Origin of the sequence: Allobranchiibius huperziae (genome assembly GCF_013410455.1) — a bacterium.
Lineage (GTDB): Bacteria > Actinomycetota > Actinomycetes > Actinomycetales > Dermatophilaceae > Allobranchiibius > Allobranchiibius huperziae.
This window is the reverse complement of record NZ_JACCFW010000001.1, coordinates 858,664-879,466: the sequence shown is the minus strand read 5'-3', so window position 1 is coordinate 879,466 and position 20,803 is coordinate 858,664. Positions and strand designations below refer to the sequence as shown.

Genomic DNA, 20,803 nt, shown 5'->3' with positions numbered 1-20,803 from the left:
TATGCCGAGCACTCCCGAGACGATCCTGCCTCCCCTCGTCGAGTGCGCGGTCGACACCGAACGCCATGTCGCCGCCGCCGGCTGGGACCAGGCGCCGCGCCTCTTCGCGATCGCGCGCAACGCCGGGCTGCTGGCCCGGGAGCCGGCGCTCGCCGCGCAGCTCGGTGCCGCCGCCGCGGACGGCCTCAGCACCATCGAGCAGGAGGGCCTGGCGCCGACGTCGTCCCTGGAGTCGATGCTCGGCCGGCTCGCGTGGCCGCCGGAGGTCGACGGGGTCGCCCTCGCCGTGGAGCGCCTCGTGGTGCCGCCCGACGCGGAGAACGACCTGCCCACCGATGCGGAGAAGGCAGCCGAGGCCCTGGCCGCGCACCCGGACCGCCAGGACGTCCGACTGCTCGTGGCGGTGCTGCGCGACGGTGCCTCGGTCTGCCTGCTGCGGCAGCGGGCGCACGACGCCGACGACAAGGTCGCCATCGGTCAGGACATCGCCCCCGGGCTGGTCGAGGCGCTGCGGGCCACGCTCACGGCCTGACGCTGCCCTACTTCAGCAGGACGGCAGGCCCGCGCCCTGCCCGGACGCGACCTTCTCCACCGCTGCGACAGCCTGCGCGAAGCTCGAGATCCTGATGACGGTCAGACCCGACGGGATGTGCCCGTGGGCCTCGTTGCAGTCCGAGGCCGGCGCGAGGAAGTACTTCGCTCCCGAGTCGTGGGCGCCCACCATCTTCTGCCGGATGCCGCCGATCGGTCCGACGCTGCCGTCCTCGGAGATGGTGCCGGTGCCGGCGAATCTCTTGCCTCCGGTGAGGGACCCGGGCGTGAGCTTGTCGTAGATCGCGAGGGTGAACATGTTGCCCGCCGACGGTCCGCCGACGTCGCCGGCGTTGACGTCGACCTTGAAGGGCAGCGTGTAGTCGGGCACCGGGTAGAACCCCAGCAGCGACCCCGACCCCTGGGTGTTCTTCTCGGTCTTGATCCGCAGGGTGAGCGGCTTGCCCGCGCGGGTGACCTGCAGGGTGACCGTGCTGCCCGGGCTGATCTTGTCCAGGACCGCACGCGCGGTCGTCAGACGGACGAGCGCGGTGCCGTTGATGCTGCGTACGACGTCGCTCACCTTGAGGTACTTCGCCGCCGGCGAGCCCGGGCTCACCATGCCGACCGACACGGTCTCGGGCACCTCGATACCGGCCTGGCGCAGCGCCACCACCTGTGCGGTCTGCTGGGAGTCGGCCATGTCGGTGGTGTCCTGCTGCTCCACCTGCTTGCTCGTGACGTTCTTGGGGAAGTACTCGTCGGCGGGCACGATCTGCGCGTTGCTGTTGAGGTGCGCGGTCGCCCACTCCCACACGCTGACGGGGTACTGCGGGCCGCCGGCCAGCGACACGGTGGTGAAGTCCAGCGAGCCGGACGTCGGGTAGGTCGGATGCCCCGAGATGGAGATCACCGGCTTGCCGTCGACGGCGCCGAGGGTGTTCTGCGCCGGGCCCGGCCGCAGGATCGCGACCGGCACGTGGATCAGGTTGAGAGCCGCCACCGCGAGCACCACCACGACAGCGAACACCAGCCACACCACGGTGCGGGGGCGCAGTCCGCCCAGACGCGCGTTGCCTGCACGTCCCGCATCGCGAGCGTCATAGGAAGTCGTCACAAACCCACCCATTCATCCGTGCCGTCGGCGAAGACCTGATGCTTCCAGATCGGGACCGTGGTCTTGAGGACGTCGATCAACTCGGCGCACACCCGCAGCGCCGCCTGCCGGTGCGCGGCGCTCACGGCCACCACCACCGCGAGGTCGCCCACGACGAGCTCGCCGGTGCGATGCACGGCCGCGGCGGCGGTGATCTCGTCGGTGAGCACGCTGCGGACGACGTCGTGCAGGGTCTGCTCAGCGGTCGGGTGCGCGGTGTAGTCCAGCCGTACGACGGGCTGGGCGTGGTCGTGAGCGCGCACCTGCCCGACGAAGAGGCCGACCCCGCCGGCCTCCGGATCCTGCACGGCCCGGAGCACCTCGTCGACCGACAGCGGCGCGTCCCGCAGGTGCGCGAGACGCACCCGTGCGTCGTGATCCACCGGCTCAACCCTTCCGTCGTCGACGCCGCATGATCGCGGCCGTGGCCCCGACGGCGACCGCCGCACTGGCAGCGCCCAGCGCGGCCGCGTCCCTGGCTCCGAAACGTGGCGCGCCACGGGTCTGCGCGGCGACATCCTCCAGCAGGACCGCGAGGCAGAGGTCATTGTCGTACGCGGGGGTCCACCCCGCTGCGCTCAGGGTCACCGAGTCGACCACGAGCGGGTGCATCACGAAGTCCAGATCGGACTCCGGTGACTTCAGGGTGCCGAGCCGGTGCAACCGCGCCGCGATCGCGCCGGCGGTGCTGGCACCGACCTCGACGGCCCGCATGCCGCTGCGCTGCTCGACCTCCTCCTGGGTGAGGTACCCCGGTGAGGCGACCGGCAGCCCGCCGGCCAGCCGCCGATCGAGCGTGACCTCGACCGCCGTGGCCAGGTCGTCGACATGGCAGAACTGCCACGTCGGGTTGGCACCGGCGACCCGCAGCAGCCGCGGGGCCGCGAAGTGCCGGGTGGTCAGCGTGTCGACGCCGCCCACGACGGAGGCCGGGCGCAGCACCGCGATGCGCAACCCCGGGTACGCCGGGGCCGCCTCGGCGAGCGCCTCCTCGACGGCGACCAGGTCGGCGAAGAGGCCCACCTGACCGCGGGCGCGCAGCGGTGCGTCGACCGGAAGGGGGATCGGGTTGTCCGGCAGGGCGCCGTACACCTGGGCGGCGGTGACGACGACGAGTTGGCGCACCGCGCTGGCGGCGCAGGCGAGCACCAGGGTGCGCACCTCGCGGACCAGCCGGTCGCGGCGTTCGACCGGGTCCTCGGCCTGGTCCTGCAGCAGATCGGTCGGGGTGACCACGTGCACCAGTGCGCTCACGCCCCGCAGCCCCTGGCCGATCAACGGGCTGGTGAGGTTGTCCTCCAGCTGCGCCACGAGGCCGCCACGATCGGTCCACCGCGCCTCGACGGCGGCGGCGATCGGCCCGGACGGGCGGGTCACCGCGAGGGTCTCCACGCTGCGCCCTGCGCGAACACGTCGACCTGTGGAACTCATGGACCGCCCGTCGTGGTTATCTGGAACGTACGCATCCTCTCACCGACCCTGCCGACCGAGGAGTTCACCGTGAGCGATTACCCGACCGGTAGGCCCGGCGACCCGAACGACCCCGATCAGCCGGACCTGGGCGAGCTGCTTCGTTCGTTGCTCTCCGGTGAGGGGCTGGCCGAGCACCCGGAGTTCGCCGAGGCTCTGAGGAACATGGGGATCGACCGCCTCGACCCGGCGACCATGGGCATGCTGCAGGCGCAGATGCAGGCCATGATGTCCGGCCCTGCCGATGGCGGGTTCAACATCGAGATGGCCACCGACATCGCCCGCAAGCAGGTGGCGACCGACGGTGACCAGTCGGTCTCCGCGCGCACCAAGGGCGACACCGATCAGGTCGTGCAGGTCGCCAACCTCTGGCTGGACGACGTCACCACCTTCGCGGCGGTCGGCCCCGGCCTGGCGTGGAGTCGCGCGGAGTGGGTCGAGCACACCATGCCGATGTGGCGTCGGCTGGTCGAGCCGGTCGCGGCGGGCGTGGGCAACGCGATCCAGCACGCGATGCGGGAGCAGCTCGGTCAGCTGGGGGACGGCGCCGCGGAGCAGCTAGGGCTGCCCGCCGGCACCGATCCCGCGGCCATGATGGGCCAGATCGAGCCGATGATGGCGCGGATGAGCAACGCGATGTTTGCGATGCAGGTCGGCCAGGCGGTGGGCGCGCTCGCCGGTGACCTGGTGAGCGGCGCCGAGATCGGCATCCCGCTGCTCGACGGCGACCAGGTCGTGCTGCTGCCGACCAATGTCGCGGCGTTCGCCGAGGGGCAGAGCGTCGACGCCGGCGAGGTGCACCTCTACGTCGCGACCCGGGAGGCGGCCCGCATGCGGCTCTTCCACGCGGTGCCGTGGCTCTCCCCCGCTCTGATCGCGGCCGTGCAGAGCTACGCCGGGGACATCAGCATCGACACCGAGGGCATCGAGCGGTCGCTGCGCGACATCGACCCGACCGACCCCCAGGCGATGCAGAGCGCGCTGCAGGGCTCGCTGTTCACCCCCGAGCCGAGCGAGGCGCAGCGCCGGGCGCTCGCGCACCTGGAGACCCTTCTCGCGCTCGTCGAGGGCTGGGTCGACGTGGTCAGCGACCGCGCGGCCGACGGTCACCTGCCGCACGCCGCCGCCTTGTCGGAGGCCGTACGCCGCCGCCGCGCCTCCGGCGGACCCGCCGAGCGCGTCTTCTCCTCGCTCGTGGGCCTGGACCTGCGTCCGCGCCGCTTGCGCGACGCCGCAGCACTCTTCGGTGCACTCGAGGAGGCCGCCGGAGCCGACGCGCGTGACGAGTCCTGGCAGCACCCGGACTTCGCGCCCACCGCCGCCGATCTGGACGACCCGCAGGCCTACGTCGCGCGCCGCACCGGCGAGCAGGTGCAGCCTCCGCGGGACGACGTCGACGCGGCGCTGGACGCGCTGCTCGCGCAGGGTGAGGCCGAGTTCGAGGGTGAGCAAGGCTCCGATGGCTCGGATGGCTCGGATGGCCCCGAGAACGGTCCCGACGGACCGGACACTCCGCGCGGGTGAGTCTCGACCCGTCGTACGACGTGCTGGCGAGCGACGCGAGGATCCTGCTGGCGGACCATGCTTCACCCGACCCCGCGCAGGTGCGGCTGAGGGACGATTTCGTGCGGGCCCTCGCGGTCGGCCCGGAGGCGATGTGGCGCGGCGGGCCGCCGGACCACTTCACCGCGAGCATGTTCGTCTATGACGCGAGCCGCGAACACGTGTGCCTCGTACTCCACAAGAAGGCCCGGCTGTGGCTGCAGCCCGGCGGCCACCTCGAGCCGGGCGACGGGTCGGTGGCCGAAGCGGCCCTGCGCGAGGCGACCGAGGAGACCGGTCTGGCGGGCCTTCGCGTCCGGCCGGGTCTGGCGCACCTGAGCCATCACGAGTTGAGCACGCGCTTCGGTCGGTGTCGGTCACACCGCGACCTGCGGTTCGTCGCGACGGCACCGCCGGGCGCGACACCGGCCGTCTCCGACGAGTCGGACGACGTGCGCTGGTGGCCCGTGCGCGACCTGCCCGTGGATACCGATCCCGAGCTACGCGTCGTCGTGCCTGGGCTCGCCGGGCTCAGCTAGCCGGCTCCTCCGCGTCGTCGACATCGCTCGCGTCGTCGTCGGCCGCGGGGAAGCCGGCGCCGAAGGCCACGCCGTCGAGGTAGGCCTTGGCCTCCTCCAATCGCGGGTAACCGCCCAGCAGCTCCCAGAACGCCGGGCTGTGGTCCGGGCGCAGCAGGTGGGCCAGCTCGTGCAGCAGCACGTAGTCGACGACGTACGCCGGCATCCCGGCCAGCCGCGACGAGAGCCGAATGGTGCCGCGGGTCGGGGTGCACGAACCCCACCGGGTGCGCTGGTTGTCCACCCACCGCACCGAGGTCGGCCGGGCGAGACCACCGAGATAGCGCCGCGAGAGGCGCTCGGCGTCCGCGCCGAGCTCGACGTCTCCCGGGCTCTTGCGGCGGGCGGTCGATCGCTGCACCCGGGCGACCATGTCGGCAACCAGGCGGGCCTCCTCCCGCGCGGAGAGCCGAGCGGGCACCAGCACGATGATCCGGTCGCCCTCGCGGTACGCCGAGACGGTGCGACGCCGCCGCGTGGACCGCCGGATCTCCACCTCGGGCTCGGGCGCGTCGGGGTCGACCGCGACGGAGGAGGAGCTCATGGGCCAAATGTAGGTCCGACCACCGTCAACACCACGGCGCCACGAGTGGCCTGTGGACAACTTCTGCGCCTGTCGGTGCCCACTGCCAGGGTGTGGACTTCCCGCCGACGAGGAGTCCCGCCGTGAGCACAGCCGCCGTCCCGCTCCGTGCCCACCTGCGGGATCCCGGCGAGGTGGCACTGGGTCTCGGGGCTGAGCGCGCTCTGGTGCTGAGTGGGCTGAGTGACGCCGAGACACGGGCGGTCATCGGGTTGGGACCGATGACCGCTCGCCAGTGGGGCAGCGCGCACCTCGTCCGGCCGCCGTCGACCCGATGGCCGGACGTGGTGCGCCTGCTCGGCGACGCCGCCTCCCGGTTGACCGGCCCCGACGCCGTCTCCGGTTCGGTGACCGTCGCGGGTGTCGGCAGCGTGCCGGACGCGATCCGCGACGTGCTGACCGGGATGGGCGCCCGGGCCGACCCGGACCACACCACGCTGGCGGTGCTGATCGCCGCGGAACACGTCCCCGCGAGAGCCGCCGAACGCTGGCGCCGTGACGGGGTGCCCCACCTGCCGGTCGTGTTGGGCGCCGGCCGGGCCGTGATCGGACCGCTGATCCGGCCGGGCGTCGGTCCGTGCCTGGGGTGCCTGGACCACCACCGTGCCGTCCGCGACCCGGGGTGGGCCGCCATCGCGGCCGGTGGCCCGTGGGACGACGTCGCCGCCATCGGCGTCGATGCTCCCGGCGTGCTCGGCATGCTCGGCCCGGTGTCGGCCCCCGCCGACCTGCGCGCGGTCGTGTCCGGGCTGGTCGGGCTCGTGGCCCGGGGCCATCTGAGCGGGCAGCCGCTGCCGGTCGGCGTCTCGGTCACCGTGACCACCCCGAGCCCCCGGGTGCAGCACCGGCTGTGGCGTGCACACCCCCGGTGCTGCCCGGACGCCGACGGTTGATGCGTGATACTCGATGTCATGACAGACCTGCCCCGCAAGGGCGTCGTACGCGCGGCCAAACTCGCCAGTCTTCCTCTGGGGTTCGGAGCGCGCACGGCGATCGGGTTGGGGAAGCGGGTCGGTGGCAAGCCGGCCGAGGCGGTCGCCGCGGAGTTGCAGGCACAGACGGCGGCGCAGCTCTTCCGGGTGCTCGGCTCCCTCAAGGGCGGCGCCATGAAGTTCGGGCAGTCGATGTCGATGTTCGAGGCCGCACTTCCGGACGAGATCGCCGGTCCCTACCGGGCGACGCTGACCAAGCTGCAGGACTCCGCACCGGCCATGCCCGTCGCTTCGGTGCGCCGGATCATGCGCGAGGAGTTCGGCACCCGGTGGCGCGGCAAGTTCGAGTCCTTCGACGAGAAGCCCATCGCCGCGGCCTCGATCGGCCAGGTGCACCGCGCCGTCTGGAAGGACGGACGCCAGGTGGCGGTCAAGTTGCAGTACCCCGGTGCCGGCGAGGCACTCATGTCGGACCTGCAGCAGGTCTCCCGGGTGATGCGTCTGACGACCAGCTGGGTGCCGGGCCTGGACGTCGGCCCGATCCTGGACGAGCTCAAGGGCCGGATGGCCGAGGAGACCGACTATCCCCTCGAAGCCACCATGCAGGAGCAGTTCGCGACGGCCTACGACGACGATCCGGACTACCTGATCCCGCACGTCGTGACCAGCAGTGCGGGCGCCATCGTCAGCGAATGGATCGACGGCACACCGCTGTCGGCGATCATCGCCTCAGGCACGCAGGAGCAGCGCGACACCGCGGCGGCCCACTACCTGGAGTTCCTGGTGGCCGGTCCGGGCCGGGCCGGGCTGCTGCACGCCGACCCGCATCCCGGCAACTTCCGCCTGATGGACGACGGCCGTCTCGGTGTCCTCGACTTCGGTGCGATCAACCGGCTGCCCGACGGGTTGCCGCCGGCGCTGGGCGAGTTGCTCAACGCCGCCGTCGACGGTGACGCGACGGCACTGCTCGACGGACTGCGCGCCGAGGGCTTCATCCGCCGCGGCGTACGCGTGGACGACGAAGCGGTGCTGGCCTACCTCAGCGTCTTCCTCGAGCCGCTGCACACCGCCGAGTTCGAGTTCAGCCGGGCGTGGATGCGCAGCATCTTCGCCTACGTCAACGACCCGCGCAGCGCACAGTTCGCCACCGGACTGAAGCTCAACCTGCCGCCGAGCTACCTGCTCATCCACCGTGCCTGGCTCGGCGGGATCGCGGTGCTCAGCCAGATCGAGGGCACCGTGCCGGCGCGTGAGATCGTCAATCGCGCCGTGCCCGGCGCGGACTTCCCCCCGCTGGACTGATCACCAGTCCGCGGGCGGCGCGAACTGACTGAGGGTGAGCACCGCGCCCTGCGGATCCTGGATCATCGCGACACGAGCCCAGGCTGTGTCGGTGGTGCCCAATACGGTGCCGCCGAGGCGCTGTGCGAGCGCAGCGGACTCGTCGCGCTCGGCGATGCTGAAGGTCACGTGCCAGTGCGGTCGTTCACCCTGCTCGACCTGTCGCATGCCGCCGATCACGTCGATGAATCCTTCGGGGGTCTTCGCGTTCCGGGTGCGGATATCCGGGTCCACCGTGGCCTCCAGGTGATCGCCGTACCCCTGCACCCGGATGAAGGTCGCCCCACCCTCGTCGGCGATCTGCCAGCCGAACGCCCCGGAGTAGAAACGCCCGGCCGCGTCCGGGTCGGCCGTGTGCAGGTCCGAGAAGTTCCATGCACCGGGTTGGTTCGCTATCTGCGCACCCAGGCGCCGACGCGCCTGCCACAGCCGCAGCTGGACGCCCTCGGGGTCGGCGAGCGTGGCGTTACGGCCTCCCGGGCCGGCGTCCGCGGGCGGGCTGATCACCTGCGCTCCGAGACCCGCCAGGCGTGCCGTGGCGCCATCCACGTCGTCGACCGCGATGTAGGTGTTCCAGCGCGCGACGCCGTCGGTCGGACCGGCGATCGCGGCCGCGTCCCGGCCGTCGCGCTGGGCGATGACGTACCTGCTCGGTGCCCCGGGCGGCATCGCCTCGGTGAAGCTCCATCCGAGAAGACCGCCGTAGAACTCCCGCGCCGCGTCGACGTCCGGCTGGTCGGTGTCCACCCAGCAGGTCACGCCCTCGGGGTAGGTCCGCTGCTTCGTCTCACCCATGGGTCCAGGCTCCCACCGCACACCTGCACATCACCCCGGATACGACGAACGGGCCGGGCGCCCGTGGTGGGCCACCCGGCCCGTGGTGCCGGTGTTGCTACTTCCGGTAGCGACGCCGTTCGATCCGGCGTACCTCGCTCGTGATCTGGTGAGCGGGTCGCGGGATCCCTCGCTTCTCCGTCCGACCGGGTGGTCGGGTGGCGGCCTGTACATACCGCATGCTGTACATGGTGAAACTCCTTGTGGAATATGACGATTCATGAGTCAGTCGTTGATCACGCAGCGACCGGGTGCTTCCTCGGGCGACCACGGGGCCGCTTCTTGGCGACGGTCACGCCGCCGACGAACAGCTCCCCACCCCAGACGCCCCACGGCTCGGACCGCTCCAGGGCGCCGGCGAGGCAGGCCTCCCGCAGTGGGCAGTCGCCGCACAGGGCCTTGGCGAACTCGACGTCCTGCGGCCTCTCGGCGAACCACAGTTCGGCTTCGTTCACCCGGCACGGCAGTCGTGCCCCGGCGTCCTCCTGCTGCTGGGTGTGATCGATCAGATCGGTCAGCATCATCTCCGGCACCTCCTTGGTTGTCGCGCCCCTTGTGGGGGCTTTGTGTTGGCGGGTCGTGCTGGTCTGCATGGGTTTTCGCTTCCGGTGCGAAGGCCGCGACATACAAAAAGGCCGCGGACCCTGTGGTGGGTTCCGCGGCCTGGAGGTGAGACTCCTCTGCTGATCTCAGCCAGGTGGTCCACAAGCTGCGGAACGGGACGGGGTGTTGTCGCCGACGACATCGGTGCCGTACGGCGCGAACTTCGGGCGCCGGGCGGCGGTAGCGACAATGCTCCCCTGGGACCAACGTGCGAACTCCGCGAGGGTCGGCATCGTGATCTGGGCAGACGTCATCGCCGCGCGCTGCGAGCGCTCGATCGTGGCGGTGATGTTCTCCATCAGGCCGACCCTCCTTTCGCTGTCATGGTCCCCACACCGCTACCGAAGCGGCTGGGCTGAACGTGTTCGAGGTTACGGGTGCCCTACAAGACGGGGCAACTGATTTTCCGGGAAATCTTCCACCATTGTCATTTTGATTCGGATTTCATTGCAGCACAACACTTTTCGGCAGCAGATTGCGGGTCGTCACCCGCGAGTACGCCGAGCACGGACTCCCCGTACGTCGCCAGTTTGCGGGCCCCCACCCCGGAGATGACCGACAGGCCGGCCACATCGGTCGGCCGCTGCTCGGCGATGGCGACCAGCGTGGCGTCGGTGAAGACCACGAACGCGGGCACCTTCGTGGCGGTGGCGACGGCCAGCCGCCAGGCACGCAACGCCTCGAACTGCGCCTCGTCGTAACCGGGAGGGCATTCCCCGCACCGGCCGATCTTGCGCTCGGCTGCGGCGTGCAGCACTTTGCCGCAGACCCGGCAGTTGCTCACCTTGGCGGTGCGCACCCGCGAACTGCGGGCGGGTCCGGCCGTGCGGGCCGGGCCGCGGGCACCCTCGCCGAGGACCGCCGTCGCGGACGACAGGAAACGGGAGGGCTTGCGCGACGCGCGACCTCCGGGGTTGCGTGACGCCGCCCAGGTGAGGGTGAGGTGTCGGCGGGCGCGGGTGAGGCCGACGTAGAGCAGTCGGCGCTCCTCCGCGACCTGCGCCGGACCCTCCGCCATCGAGAAGGGCAGCAGTCCCTCCGAGCAGCCGATGAGGAAGACCGCGTCCCACTCCAGGCCCTTGGCCGCGTGCAGGGAGGCGAGCGTGATGCCCTCGACGGTCGGGGCGTGCTGCTCGCTGGCCCGGCGGTCCAGCTCCGCCACGAACTCCCGCATCCGCAGCCCGGTCATGTCGGCGAAGTCGTCGGCCAGGGTCGCGAGCGCGTCGAGGGACTGCCAGCGTTCGAGAACGGCGCCCCCGCCGGGCCGGCGGGGTGACCACCCGGCCGCCGTGATGACGTCGCGCACCACCTTGCCGAGGGGGTCGGCGCCGTCGTCCGAGCGCACGGCCCCCCGCAGGAGCACCACCGCCGACCGCACCTCGGCGCGCTCGAAGAACCGCTCTCCGCCCCGCACGAGATAGGGCACGTCGACCGCGGACAGCGCCTGCTCCAGCACCTCGGACTGGGCGTTGATCCGGTAGAGCACCGCGATCTGGGACGGTGCTACGCCGTCGGCAATCAGTGCCTTGATCCGGCGGGCGACCTCGTCGGCCTCGGCCTGGTCGTCGGGCAGCTGCACCAGCTGCGGGACGGGTCCCGCGTCGGACTGCGCCTGCAGCTGCACCCCCTCGCTCTCGCGGGCGCCGGCCTGCAGGACGAGGTTGGCCAGCTGCACGACCTGCGGGGTCGAGCGGTAGTTGCGCACCAGCCTGGTGACTGCGACGCCGGCGCGCTGGGAGAAGTCGGTCAGGTGCCGAGGACTGGCACCTGTGAAGGAGTAGATCGTCTGCGCGGGGTCGCCGACCACGCACAGGTCGGCGCGGTCCCCCACCCACTGATCGAGGAGCGCCTGCTGGACGGTGTTGACGTCCTGGTACTCATCGACCACGAAGTGCCGGTACTGCGCGCGCACGGCCCGCGAGACGTCCTCGTGCTCGGCAAGGATGCCGGTCATCAGCAGCAGCACGTCCTCGAAGTCGATGACTCCGCGCGCGGTCTTGACCTCCTCGTAGGTCTCGAAGAGCCGCGCCATCGCGGTCAGGTCGAGCTCCGGCGGCGTGCGCCCGGCGGCCCGCGCCGCGACGGCGTAGCCCGCGGGGGTCACCATCGCGACCTTGGCCCATTCGATCTCGGCCGCGAGGTCGCGGATGACGACCCGGTCAAGTCGCAGCCGCAGCCGCGAACCGGCCTCGGCGACGACCGGCGCCTTGTGCTTCAGCACCTCCGGCGCGGGACCGCCGATGGTCTGCGGCCAGAAGAAGTGCAGCTGACGCAACGCTGCGGAGTGGAAGGTGCGGGCCTGCACGCCCGGCAGGCCGAGCTCGCGCAACCGGGTGCGCATCTCACCGGCCGCGCGTGCGGTGAAGGTCACCGCGAGCACGCGGCCGGGCTGGTAGGCGCCGGACAGCACGCCGTACGCGATCCGGTGGGTGATCGCCCGGGTCTTGCCGGTGCCCGCACCCGCGAGCACGCACATCGGACCGAGCGGTTGTGAGGCGACCTGACGCTGCTCCGGATCCAGGCCCGCCAGCACCTCGTCGGCGCTGGCCATCAGCGGCCCACCGACGTCACCATCGTTCGCCGGCCTGCTCCGGCAACGGGCCGCCGTACCAGTCCTCGATGAGGTGCCGGGCGATCGAGAGCGAAGGGGGTACGCCGAGCGATCCGTCGCCGAGCGCGGCGGCGAGCTCCACGCGACTGAACCAGCGCGCCTCGGCGATCTCCTCGTCCTGCAGCACCAGCTCGGTGGACGTCGCGCGCGCCGCGAACCCCACCATCAGGGACGCGGGGAACGGCCACGGCTGGTCACCGCGGAAGTCGACCTGCGACACGCTCACACCCACCTCCTCCTCGACCTCACGGGCGACCGCGTGCTCCAGCGACTCACCGGGCTCCACGAAACCAGCCAGCACCGACATCCGGTTGGTGGTGCCGCCGAAGCGGGTGCCGCGCGCCAGCAGCAGCCGGTCGTCGTCATCGATGACGGACATGATCACGGCAGCGTCGGTCCGGGGGTACTGCTCGGTGCCCTCGCGGGTGCAGCGCCGGCCCCATCCGGACTCGGACACCTCGGCGCGAGCGCCGCAGCGCGGGCAGAAGCCTTGCGTGCGCTGCCAGTTCACGATGCCGAGACCCGTGGTGAGGATGCCGACGTCATGGGTGTCCAGGTCGAGCCCGACGCTGCGCATGGTGGCCGCGTCCTGCGGCGCCTCGTCGTCGATCCGGTCGACCGCGACCACCTCGGCGCCGTCGGCCACCCCGAGGAAGACGGCTGGCCGATCGAGGTCGCCGGCCTCCGGCGCGCGCAGGACCAGCCCTCCGTCCCGCACTCGTGCGCGATCGCCGTACAGATCGAGGACGCGGGTCTGCGGACTGGTCAGGAGCCGCCCCAGCAGCCCGGGATCGTGGCGTCGGTGGGCGGCGCGGTCCAGCGTCGTGCGGGACAGCACCAGATCGGACAGGCTCGTGGGTGTCGCAGGCACGTTCCCAGGCTACGGCCCGCCCTGCGTTTACCGTTGAGCACGTGCTCCGCCCCATCCTCACCCTCGCCGCCCTGGCCCACGCCGCGACCCCGACCCTGCGGCCCGTGAGCGTCCAGGAGCTGCCGACGGCCCCCGGTGCGCAGTACCAGAGCGTGCTGGTGACCGATGCCGCCGGAACGCCGTGGACCGTGCGCGCCGCTCTCGACCCGGCTGCCGGCGCCGCCCTCGAGGCATCGGTCGGGCTGCTTCGGCTGTTGCGCACCCGGATGCCGTTCGCGGTGCCGGACGTCGCCGGGACCGCGACCGGCGACGACGGCACCACCGTCGTCGTCCACCCCGTGCTGCCTGGTGCACCGATGGTGTGGCGTGAGCTGGTCTCCGGGTCGGACCTGGCGCGCTCCGTCGGAGCTGCCGTCGCCGCCCTGCACGACACCGACCCGCGGGTGGTCGAGGAGGCCGGCCTACCGACGTACGACGCCGACGCCTACCGCGCGCGCCGCCTCGCGGCCCTCGACCGCGCGGCGAGCACCGGGCACGTGCCCCCGGCACTGCTCACCCGCTGGGAGCGCGCGCTGGAGGAGGTGACGCTGTGGAAGTTCGCGACCTGCGTCACCCACGGCACCCTCGAAAGAGCACACGTCCTCGCGGACGGCACCGTCACCGCCATCGACGTCTGGGAGGGCGCGGGCGTCGCCGACCCCGCCGAGGACTTCGCGGCGCTGCTCGTGTTGGCATCCCCCGACGCATTCGACACCGTGCTCGAGGCCTACGCGGGTGCCCGGCGCGAGCGCCCGGACGTGCACCTGGAACGCCGCATCCGGCTCAGCGCCGAGCTGCACCGGGTGACCGCCCTGCTCGACGCCGTCGCCGCGGACGACGAGCGGCTGGTCGACCGACGGGCGGCCGCGCTGCGGCGGTTCGCCGAGACCTCCGCCGACGATGACCGTCTGATGCCGTCGCCTTTCATACGGCAGCGACCGCCCGCGGCGGTCCCGGTCGAGCCGGTCGACCCGGCCGACGTCGAGGCACTGGACGACCTGTCCGGTGACGACGAGACCGTCGAGATCCCGATCACGACGAGCGTTCGCCCGAGTGGTGCCGGCGGCGCAACCGTCGCGCCGCCCTCGCTCACCGACGGTGAGCAGGACGCCGACGGTGCCGATGACGACTCGCACGACGGGCAGGAAGAGAGCAAAGGCTCCAGCCAGGGCTGAGCTGCCCGCGAACGGGCGGCGTCAGGTGCGGTCGGGTTCGTGCTCGGCGGGGATGGAGCCCACGACCGCGGCGATCTCCTGCACGCTCGGCAGGGGCGGACGCACCGTCTCCCCCGTCGCCGCGTAGTAGAACGCGCCCTGCACCGATTCGGGGTCGATGCCGTGCAACCGGGCGTACGCGATCCGGTACGCCGCCAGCTGCAACGCCCGGGTGGCTGCCAGCTCGCCGGTCGGACGACGACCGGTCTTCCAGTCCACGATCACGAAACCCGTGCCGTCGGCGGACGGGAAGACGGCGTCGACCCGGCCGCGCACGCTGATCCCGTCGATCCACGTCTCGAGTGCCACCTCGACGTCGACCGGAGTGCGGTCGACCCACTCCGAGGCGAGGAACCGGGCCTTCATCGCCTCCAGGTCCGCGTCGAGGTCGGCGTCGTCGTCACCGGAGCCGGGCAGCGAGGAGATGTCGAGCAGGGCGGCGCGCTGGAAGTGCTGCTCGACCCACGCGTGGAACGCGGTGCCGCGTCGGGCTGCGAGCGCAGGCGCCGCGGGCATCGGTCGGCGGACATCGAGCGCGAACTGCTCGGGGTCCTGTGCCAGGGCGACCAGGGCGGAGGTGGACAGGTGGCCCGGCAGGACGACGTGCTGTTCGCGGCGGGCACGCTGCGCCTCACGCTCGGCGAGCAGAACCCGCAGGCGGTGGGTGCGCCCGTCGTCGGGCAGGGCGACCGGTCCGTCCACGGTCGCGCGTTCCAGGGCCGCGCGCACCCGCTCGACACCGTCGTGGAGCGTCGCGCGCCGGGACGCCATGGGGTCACCGGGCCAGGTCGCCGTGCGGTCGTCGTCGTCGGCGGGGTTGACGGCCTCGGGGTCGGCCGGCAGGTCGACCCATTCGCCGCGGCGCACGAGACCTGCGTCGACCAGCTCGAGCAGGAAGCGCGAGGTCAGGCGCGGCTTCTTGCCGGCCCCCCACACCGCGCCGGTCAGCAGCATCCCGTGCCGGGCCCGGGTGAACGCGACGTAGGCCAGCCGCCGTTCCTCGGCGATCGCGTGCGCGCCGCCGCGCCCCTTGAAGTCGGTCACGGCCTCGCGGAAACCGGCGATGTCGTCGGCTGCCCACTCGAACTCCGGTAGGCCGTCGACGTCGCCGCGCAGGTCGTATGGCAGGCCGGACAGTCCGCCGGTCCAACCGGTGTCGGTGGTCGCCCAGGTGTGGTGCAGGTCCGGCTCGCCCGAGGCGCCGATGGCCCAGCCGTCGTGCTGCTTCTTCCAGGTGGGCGGGTTGGAATGAGCGGGGAAGGTGCCCTCCACCAGGCCGGGCACCGCGACGTAGTCCCACTCCAGGCCCTTGGCCGCGTGCACGGTGAGGACCTGCACGGCGGCGGTATTGGTCTCCAGGAACGTCGTCTCCAGCCCGCGTTCCTCGCGCAGCGCGGCGTCCAGCCACGACAGGAAACCGCTCAGCGTGGGCCGCTCGGCCTGCGCGGTGAACTGGGCCGCGACGTCCGCGAACGCGTCGAGATGCACGCGGGCGGACCCCGGCGTGTGCTCGGCGCGGGAGAGCACCTCGAGGTCGACGCCGAGGAGCCGCTCGGCCTCCCCGACCAGCTCGGGCAGCGGCAGTGCCGTCATCGACCGCACCCGCCGGATCAGGCCCGCCAGCCAGTGCAGCCGGTGCAGCGCGACCTCCCCGATCCGCTCGTCCTCCCGGCCGCGCCACTGCGCGTTCGGCAGTCGCTCGAGGGTCTCCACGATGCTCGGCTGCTCCCGGGAGTCCTGTTCGAGATCGCCCGCTCGCCGGGTCCCGCTCTCCTGGAAGCTGAGCTCGCGCGCCCGCGCGTAGAGCCCGGCCAGGTCGGCCGCCCCCAGGCGCATCGCGGGCCCGGTCAGCAATCGCATCAACCGGTCGCCGCGCGTCGGATCCTGCACGGCCCACAGAAGACTCACCACGTCGCCGACCTCCGGCGTCGTCAGCAACCCGCCGACGCCGACGACCTCGACCGGCAGTCCGGCACGCTCCAGATGCTCGACGACCGACCGGAAGAGGGACCGCTTGCGGCACAGCACCGCGGCGGTCGCGCCGGTGTGCCGCCCACGGTCGTCGAACCACCGCTGCGCGACCCACCCCGCCACCTGCTGCGCCTCGTCGTCGGAGGTCTCGCACCGTGCCGCGTCGACGGCGCCGGTCTGGGCGCCCGGTCGAGGGCGCAGCGGCTCGACCGGCAGTCCCTCCTCGCGCAGCGGCTGCGCCGTGCGATCGGCGACGTCGAGCACCGCCACGTCGTTGCGCCAGCTCGTCGCGAGCGGCAACTGGCGGGTGCCGTGCTCGCCGCCGAACTCCCTGGCGTACGACGACAGGCTGGTCGCGCTCGCACCGCGCCAGCCGTAGATCGACTGGTGCGGGTCGCCCACCGCCGTGACGGGCACGGGCTCACCCGGCGCCACGAGCAGCGAGCGCAACAGCACGAGCTGGGCCTCGCTGGTGTCCTGGAACTCATCCAGCAGCACCGCCCGGTAGCGCGCCCGTTCGGCGGCGCCGACGTCAGGGAAGGACCGCGCGAGACGGGCCGCCACGGCGACCTGGTCGGCGAAGTCGAGACTGGTGCGCGCCCGCTTGGCGGCCTGGTAGCGATCGATGATCGGCAGCAGGTCGATACGCGCCTGCAGGGCAGCAGGCAGCAGGCGGTCGGCCTGGGACAGCGCCTTGATGCGGCCGGTCGCCGGCAGGCCCTCGATGTGCCGCACGACCTCCTCGAGGTAGTCGCGCGCCTCGTCGGTGCTGCGCAGGTGCTCGGCGAGCTCACCGGCGAGGTCAACCACCGCGGCGACGACGGTGGACTCCATCTTGTCGACCCGCTCCATCGGCCCGTCGTACGCGCTCACCACCTCGGCGGCCAGCTGCCAGGCCGCCGCCTCGGACAGCAGGCGGGAGTCGGGCTCGATCCCGAGGCGCAGGCCGTGCTCGGAGACGATCCGGCCCGCGTAGGAGTGATAGGTCTGCACGGTCGGGATGTCGGCGAGGCTGCGGGTGCCGTCGGCATCGACGGGCGGCTCCCACAGACCCACCGCGGTGAGCTGGCGCAGCCGGCGCCCGACGCGTTCGGCGAGCTCGCCGGCGGCCTTGCGGGTGAAGGTCAGGCCCAGCACCTCGGCGGGCTGGACGAACCGGTTGGCCACGAGCCACACGACCCGGGAGGCCATCGTCTCGGTCTTGCCGGATCCGGCGCCGGCGACCACGAGCAGCGGCTCGTCGGGCGCCGCCTCGATGACCGCCGTCTGTTCGGCGGTGGGTGCCGGCAGCCCCAGCTGGTCGGCGAGGTGGGCTGCCCCCAGTCGCGGTGTCACGCCTGGTCACCCCCGAGCCGGCGGCCCTCTTCCTGGAGCGGGCAACAGCCACGCACGGGGCAGGTGCGGCAACGGTCGTTGAGGGTGGCGGTCACGTGCGCCGCCGACATGCCCTCGGCGGTCCGGGCGAGCAGGTCGTAGGCCCACGACCGCCTCTCGGCGGTGTCCAACGGCGACTGCGGCTGCGGCAGGAAGCTCTTCCTGCCCGCGGCCGTGCCGAGGTGCACGAGCTGGGCCCCCGCCGTCCGGTCGCCCGCGTTGAAACCTCCCTCGATCACGGCCACCTGGTAGACGCCGAGCTGGGGGTTCTCCTCCACGTCGGGGTTCTTGGGTTTGGACGACCCGGTCTTGAAGTCGACGATCCGGATCCCCGCGTCGCCCTCCTGCGACTCCAGACGGTCCGCCGATCCGCGCAAACGGGCTCGCCCGACGACGACGTCCATGCGCACCTCGACGCCGGCCTGCTTCCACCCCTGGGCCGCGGCCTTCTCGAAGTAGTCGTGCAGGTAGGCGAGCATCCGGTGGGCCCGGACCCGGTCGCGTTCGCTCATCCAGGTGTCGCCGTAGCCCAGCCGGGCCCAGCGTTCGTCGAGCTCGGCGGTCATCGTGTCGAGATCGGCGTCGGGGAACTCGGCAGCGATCTCGTGCACCAGCGTGCCGAGGTTGCGGGTGCCGAGATCGGGCCCGTCACCGCCCGCGCTGGTGAGCAGCCAGTTCAGCCCGCAGGTGCCGAACGACTCGACCCGGGACGGCGACACCGGCACCTCGGCATCCGCTGCACGCACCGGGCGGTCGTCGGACAGCTGCGTGAGAGCCCACCACTGGGCCGGGTCGGCGCCGGGGACGTGCTGCGCTGCCAGGTAGGCCAGCTCGTCGGCCGCCCGGTCGGCTGCTGCGGGCGACCCGGTCACGATCTCCCGGCGCAGGGCCGCCACCGTGCCGGTGAGGGTGAGCGCGACCGGGACGCCGACCGGTTGGCGCGCCTCGGAGGCCGTGCCGTCACCGTCCTGCTGCGGCGGATCGATCAGATCCAGGTACGCCGACGGCTGCTCGTCGTCGCTGCGCACCGCCGTCACCAGCAGGCGTTCGCTCGCCCGGCTCACCGCGACGTGGAACTGGCGCGTCTCGTCGTAGCGGACCGCCGCCTGCGCCGCACGCAGCAGCTCTGCGGACTCCAGCCGCGCCTCCCGGCCCCGCATGACGTCGACGAGGGCCTCGGAGCCCAGCAAGGAACCGCGCAGCCGCAGGTCGGGCCACACGCCCTCCTGCACGCCGCACACCGCCACCACCCGCCACTGCCGGCCCGCGGCGGCCGCGGGGGTGATCAGGGCCACCGAGCCGTCCTCGGGCGCTGCGGGCACGATGCGGTCGCCGGGCACGTCCTGACCGCGGATGTGCTCCAAGAAACCGGCGGGAGCCGAACCGGGGAGCCGGTCGTCGTACGCCGCGGCCGCCGCGAAGAGCGCCATCATCGCGTCGAGGTCGCGGTCGGCCCGCGTGCCGGGCGCCCCGCCCGCGAGCGCGGTGTCGCGCCACTGGTCGGCCAGGCCGCTCGCCGACCACATGGCCCACAGCACCGTCTCGGCGCTGGCGGCTGGCTGCTCCCCGGCGGTCAGGCCCGCGCGCAGGACCCGCGCGATCCGGGCCGCGGGCGCCAGCTCCGGCTCGTCCAGCGGCCCGGAGGACACCACCGCGGCGGCGAGCAGCTCGTCGCTGGACCTGCTGCCGCCGTCGTCGAGCTCGGTCGCGCGCATCACCCGGCGCATCCGGCGCAGCTCGATCGCGTCGGCCCCGCCGAGCGGCGAGGTCAGCAGGTCGACCGCGGCCTCCGGGGTGATCGGGTGCGGCTGCCCGTCGACCAGCGCGATCGCCGTCTCGAGCAGCAGCAGGAACGGGCGCACCGCAGGTTCGTCACGCACCGGCAGCGTGGTGGCGGGCACCGCGACCGGCACGCCGGACCCGGCGAACGCGCGCCGCAAGGCGACTGCGCGGGCCTGCCCGCGCACGATCACCGCCATCTGCGACCACGGCACGCCCTCCATCAGGTGGCACTCGCGCAACCGCGCTGCGACGTAGGCCGCCTCCTGGGACGTCGCGCGCAGCAGGGCGACCTCGACGTGGTCGACGCGCTGGACCGGCGCCGCGGCGCGCTGCAGCCCCGCGTCGACCGTGCCGATCCGCTCGGCGACCCGTCCGGTCGCAGCACCGATGCGGGGCCCGACGCGGTAGGACCGGGGCAGCACGACCGGATCCGGGGCGCCGCGTCGTTCGGCCAGCATCCGCAGGTAGCGCGGATCGGCGCCGCGGAAACCCTGCACCGTGGAGTCGGGGTCGCCCAGCAGCACCAGGCGGGCGCCGGGGTGCGCGATCGCGTCGAGCAGGGTCGCCGACGCGTGCGTGAGCTCCTGTGCGTCGTCGACGACCACGAGGCGGGTGCGCCGGCGCAGTCTCGCGGCAGCTTCGGCGTCCGTGTCGAGCAGCGTGGCGGCCGCGCCCAGGATCCACGACGGGTCGTACGCGCCGGGGCGGGACAGGGCCGTGACCCGGTCGTACTCGTCGAGCATTTGCGCCGCGGCGACCCATGCCGGCCGCTCGTGCCGCACCCCGAGCTCGCGCAGCGCCTCACCGTCCAGGCCCCACTCGACGGCTCGCATGAGCAGATCGCGCAGCTCGGCCCGGAAACCTCTGGTGGGCAACGCTTCCCGGACGAAGTCCGGCCACTGCGGTGCGTCGCCCTCACCCGCCGCGTGCCCGGCCAGCAGCTCGCGCAGCACGACGTCCTGCTCGGGCCCGGACAGCAGGCGTGGTGCTGGCTCGCCGTGCAGCGCCGCCGCCTCGCGCAGCATCCCGAAGGCCAGCGACTGGTGGGTGCGAGCGACCGGCTCGGTCGAGGTGGCCTGCAGTCGCGCGGTCAGCCGGTCGCGCAGCGCGGCCGCCTGCACCCGGGTGGGGGCGAGCAGCAGGCACTCGTCGGGTGCGAGCCCGCCCTCGACGGCGGCCACGACCGTCTCGATCGCGACGGTGGACTTGCCGGTGCCGGGCGCCCCGAGCACCACGAGGGATCGCTCGGTCCCCCTCACCACCTGCTCCTGGACGTCGTCCAGCGCGGGCCAGTCCGCCGCGGACACGGCAGCGCGTCGCATCCTCACCACGCCCGCATCCCATCACGGGCCACCGACACCTTCATCCTCC

Annotated in this window: 17 protein-coding genes; 6 read left to right on the top strand and 11 right to left on the bottom strand. The window is 72.7% G+C overall.

What is annotated here, in order from left to right; translation table 11 throughout:
• The first annotated feature begins 1 nt into the window (after position 1).
• Positions 2-532, top strand: coding sequence for a PPA1309 family protein (locus tag HNR15_RS04175; protein WP_179479364.1), 531 nt, complete (start codon positions 2-4; stop codon positions 530-532).
• Positions 533-544: 12 nt separating this feature from the next.
• Here the strand turns inward: HNR15_RS04175 and HNR15_RS18760 are convergent, their stop codons facing one another.
• From HNR15_RS18760 to HNR15_RS18100, 3 genes are read right to left on the bottom strand one after another with little or no spacing between them, the layout of a single operon-like run.
• Positions 545-1,648, bottom strand: a complete 1,104-nt coding sequence (locus HNR15_RS18760) for a PDZ domain-containing protein (protein ID WP_179479362.1) — start codon at positions 1,646-1,648, stop codon at positions 545-547.
• On the bottom strand, positions 1,645-2,070 hold the full coding sequence (locus tag HNR15_RS04165) for a molybdenum cofactor biosynthesis protein MoaE (protein WP_343048414.1): 426 nt from the start codon (positions 2,068-2,070) through the stop codon (positions 1,645-1,647). Before HNR15_RS04165 ends, HNR15_RS18760 begins: the two co-directional genes overlap by 4 nt.
• 4 nt (positions 2,071-2,074) lie before the next feature.
• Positions 2,075-3,118 carry an NAD-dependent epimerase/dehydratase family protein gene (locus HNR15_RS18100; protein ID WP_243757532.1) on the bottom strand — a complete coding sequence of 348 codons (1,044 nt, stop codon included), beginning with the start codon at positions 3,116-3,118 and terminating at the stop codon, positions 2,075-2,077.
• 69 nt (positions 3,119-3,187) lie between these two features.
• Here HNR15_RS18100 and HNR15_RS04160 point away from each other — a divergent pair, with 69 nt between their 5' ends.
• The gene (locus HNR15_RS04160; RefSeq protein ID WP_343048413.1) at positions 3,188-4,681 is read left to right on the top strand and encodes a zinc-dependent metalloprotease; all 1,494 of its coding nucleotides are present in this window, start codon (positions 3,188-3,190) and stop codon (positions 4,679-4,681) included.
• Entirely contained in the window at positions 4,678-5,238 is a 561-nt protein-coding gene (locus HNR15_RS04155) for an NUDIX domain-containing protein (RefSeq protein WP_218883542.1), read from the top strand. Before HNR15_RS04160 ends, HNR15_RS04155 begins: the two co-directional genes overlap by 4 nt.
• Here HNR15_RS04155 and HNR15_RS04150 read toward each other — a convergent pair.
• Positions 5,231-5,821, bottom strand: a complete 591-nt coding sequence (locus HNR15_RS04150; protein ID WP_179479356.1) for a M48 metallopeptidase family protein — start codon at positions 5,819-5,821, stop codon at positions 5,231-5,233. The two genes, HNR15_RS04155 and HNR15_RS04150, sit on opposite strands and share 8 nt — an antisense overlap.
• A 122-nt stretch (positions 5,822-5,943) precedes the next feature.
• Between HNR15_RS04150 and HNR15_RS04145 the strand changes: the two genes are divergently transcribed.
• Together HNR15_RS04145 and HNR15_RS04140 are read left to right on the top strand one after the other, a co-directional pair.
• Positions 5,944-6,753, top strand: a complete 810-nt coding sequence (locus HNR15_RS04145; RefSeq protein WP_179479354.1) for a hypothetical protein — start codon at positions 5,944-5,946, stop codon at positions 6,751-6,753.
• A gap of 18 nt (positions 6,754-6,771) precedes the next feature.
• A complete protein-coding gene (locus HNR15_RS04140) occupies positions 6,772-8,094 on the top strand; it encodes an ABC1 kinase family protein (protein WP_179479352.1) in 1,323 nt (440 codons plus the stop codon).
• Here HNR15_RS04140 and HNR15_RS04135 read toward each other — a convergent pair whose 3' ends face one another.
• The 5 genes from HNR15_RS04135 to nudC all read right to left on the bottom strand — a co-directional run bounded on the left by HNR15_RS04135 (position 8,095) and on the right by nudC (position 13,052).
• On the bottom strand, positions 8,095-8,928 hold the full coding sequence (locus tag HNR15_RS04135; protein ID WP_179479350.1) for a VOC family protein: 834 nt from the start codon (positions 8,926-8,928) through the stop codon (positions 8,095-8,097).
• Between the two features lie 275 nt (positions 8,929-9,203).
• Entirely contained in the window at positions 9,204-9,491 is a 288-nt protein-coding gene (locus HNR15_RS04130) for a WhiB family transcriptional regulator (RefSeq protein WP_179479348.1), read from the bottom strand.
• 165 nt (positions 9,492-9,656) lie between these two features.
• Positions 9,657-9,869: a hypothetical protein gene (locus HNR15_RS04125; RefSeq protein ID WP_179479346.1), complete on the bottom strand. Its 213-nt coding sequence runs from the start codon at positions 9,867-9,869 to the stop codon at positions 9,657-9,659.
• A gap of 128 nt (positions 9,870-9,997) precedes the next feature.
• Positions 9,998-12,121 (bottom strand): ATP-dependent DNA helicase UvrD2, encoded by a 2,124-nt coding sequence (locus tag HNR15_RS04120; protein ID WP_281373827.1) that lies wholly within the window; start codon positions 12,119-12,121, stop codon positions 9,998-10,000.
• 16 nt (positions 12,122-12,137) lie between these two features.
• Positions 12,138-13,052: an NAD(+) diphosphatase gene (gene nudC / locus HNR15_RS04115; protein WP_179479344.1), complete on the bottom strand. Its 915-nt coding sequence runs from the start codon at positions 13,050-13,052 to the stop codon at positions 12,138-12,140.
• Between the two features lie 41 nt (positions 13,053-13,093).
• On the opposite strand from nudC, the gene HNR15_RS04110 reads away from it, so the two are divergent.
• Positions 13,094-14,266 carry a phosphotransferase gene (locus HNR15_RS04110; protein ID WP_179479342.1) on the top strand — a complete coding sequence of 391 codons (1,173 nt, stop codon included), beginning with the start codon at positions 13,094-13,096 and terminating at the stop codon, positions 14,264-14,266.
• Between the two features lie 21 nt (positions 14,267-14,287).
• On the opposite strand, the gene HNR15_RS04105 is transcribed toward HNR15_RS04110, so the two are convergent.
• Both HNR15_RS04105 and HNR15_RS04100 read right to left on the bottom strand, forming a co-directional pair.
• Positions 14,288-17,611 carry a UvrD-helicase domain-containing protein gene (locus tag HNR15_RS04105; protein ID WP_179479340.1) on the bottom strand — a complete coding sequence of 1,108 codons (3,324 nt, stop codon included), beginning with the start codon at positions 17,609-17,611 and terminating at the stop codon, positions 14,288-14,290.
• The gene (locus tag HNR15_RS04100) at positions 17,608-20,754 is read right to left on the bottom strand and encodes an ATP-dependent helicase (protein WP_179479339.1); all 3,147 of its coding nucleotides are present in this window, start codon (positions 20,752-20,754) and stop codon (positions 17,608-17,610) included. Before HNR15_RS04100 ends, HNR15_RS04105 begins: the two co-directional genes overlap by 4 nt.
• Between the last annotated feature and the right edge of the window lie 49 nt (positions 20,755-20,803).

What these genes read in the sequence shown, in the direction of transcription:
- HNR15_RS04175 (WP_179479364.1), top strand. Translation starts at nt 2, where the DNA reads ATGCCGAGCACTCCCGAGACGATCCTGCCTCCCCTCGTCGAGTGCGCG.
- HNR15_RS18100 (WP_243757532.1), bottom strand. Translation starts at nt 3,118, where the DNA reads ATGAGTTCCACAGGTCGACGTGTTCGCGCAGGGCGCAGCGTGGAGACC.
- HNR15_RS04150 (WP_179479356.1), bottom strand. Translation starts at nt 5,821, where the DNA reads ATGAGCTCCTCCTCCGTCGCGGTCGACCCCGACGCGCCCGAGCCCGAG.
- HNR15_RS04140 (WP_179479352.1), top strand. Translation starts at nt 6,772, where the DNA reads ATGACAGACCTGCCCCGCAAGGGCGTCGTACGCGCGGCCAAACTCGCC.
- HNR15_RS04135 (WP_179479350.1), bottom strand. Translation starts at nt 8,928, where the DNA reads ATGGGTGAGACGAAGCAGCGGACCTACCCCGAGGGCGTGACCTGCTGG.
- HNR15_RS04130 (WP_179479348.1), bottom strand. Translation starts at nt 9,491, where the DNA reads ATGATGCTGACCGATCTGATCGATCACACCCAGCAGCAGGAGGACGCC.
- HNR15_RS04125 (WP_179479346.1), bottom strand. Translation starts at nt 9,869, where the DNA reads ATGGAGAACATCACCGCCACGATCGAGCGCTCGCAGCGCGCGGCGATG.
- HNR15_RS04120 (WP_281373827.1), bottom strand. Translation starts at nt 12,121, where the DNA reads ATGGCCAGCGCCGACGAGGTGCTGGCGGGCCTGGATCCGGAGCAGCGT.
- HNR15_RS04100 (WP_179479339.1), bottom strand. Translation starts at nt 20,754, where the DNA reads ATGCGACGCGCTGCCGTGTCCGCGGCGGACTGGCCCGCGCTGGACGAC.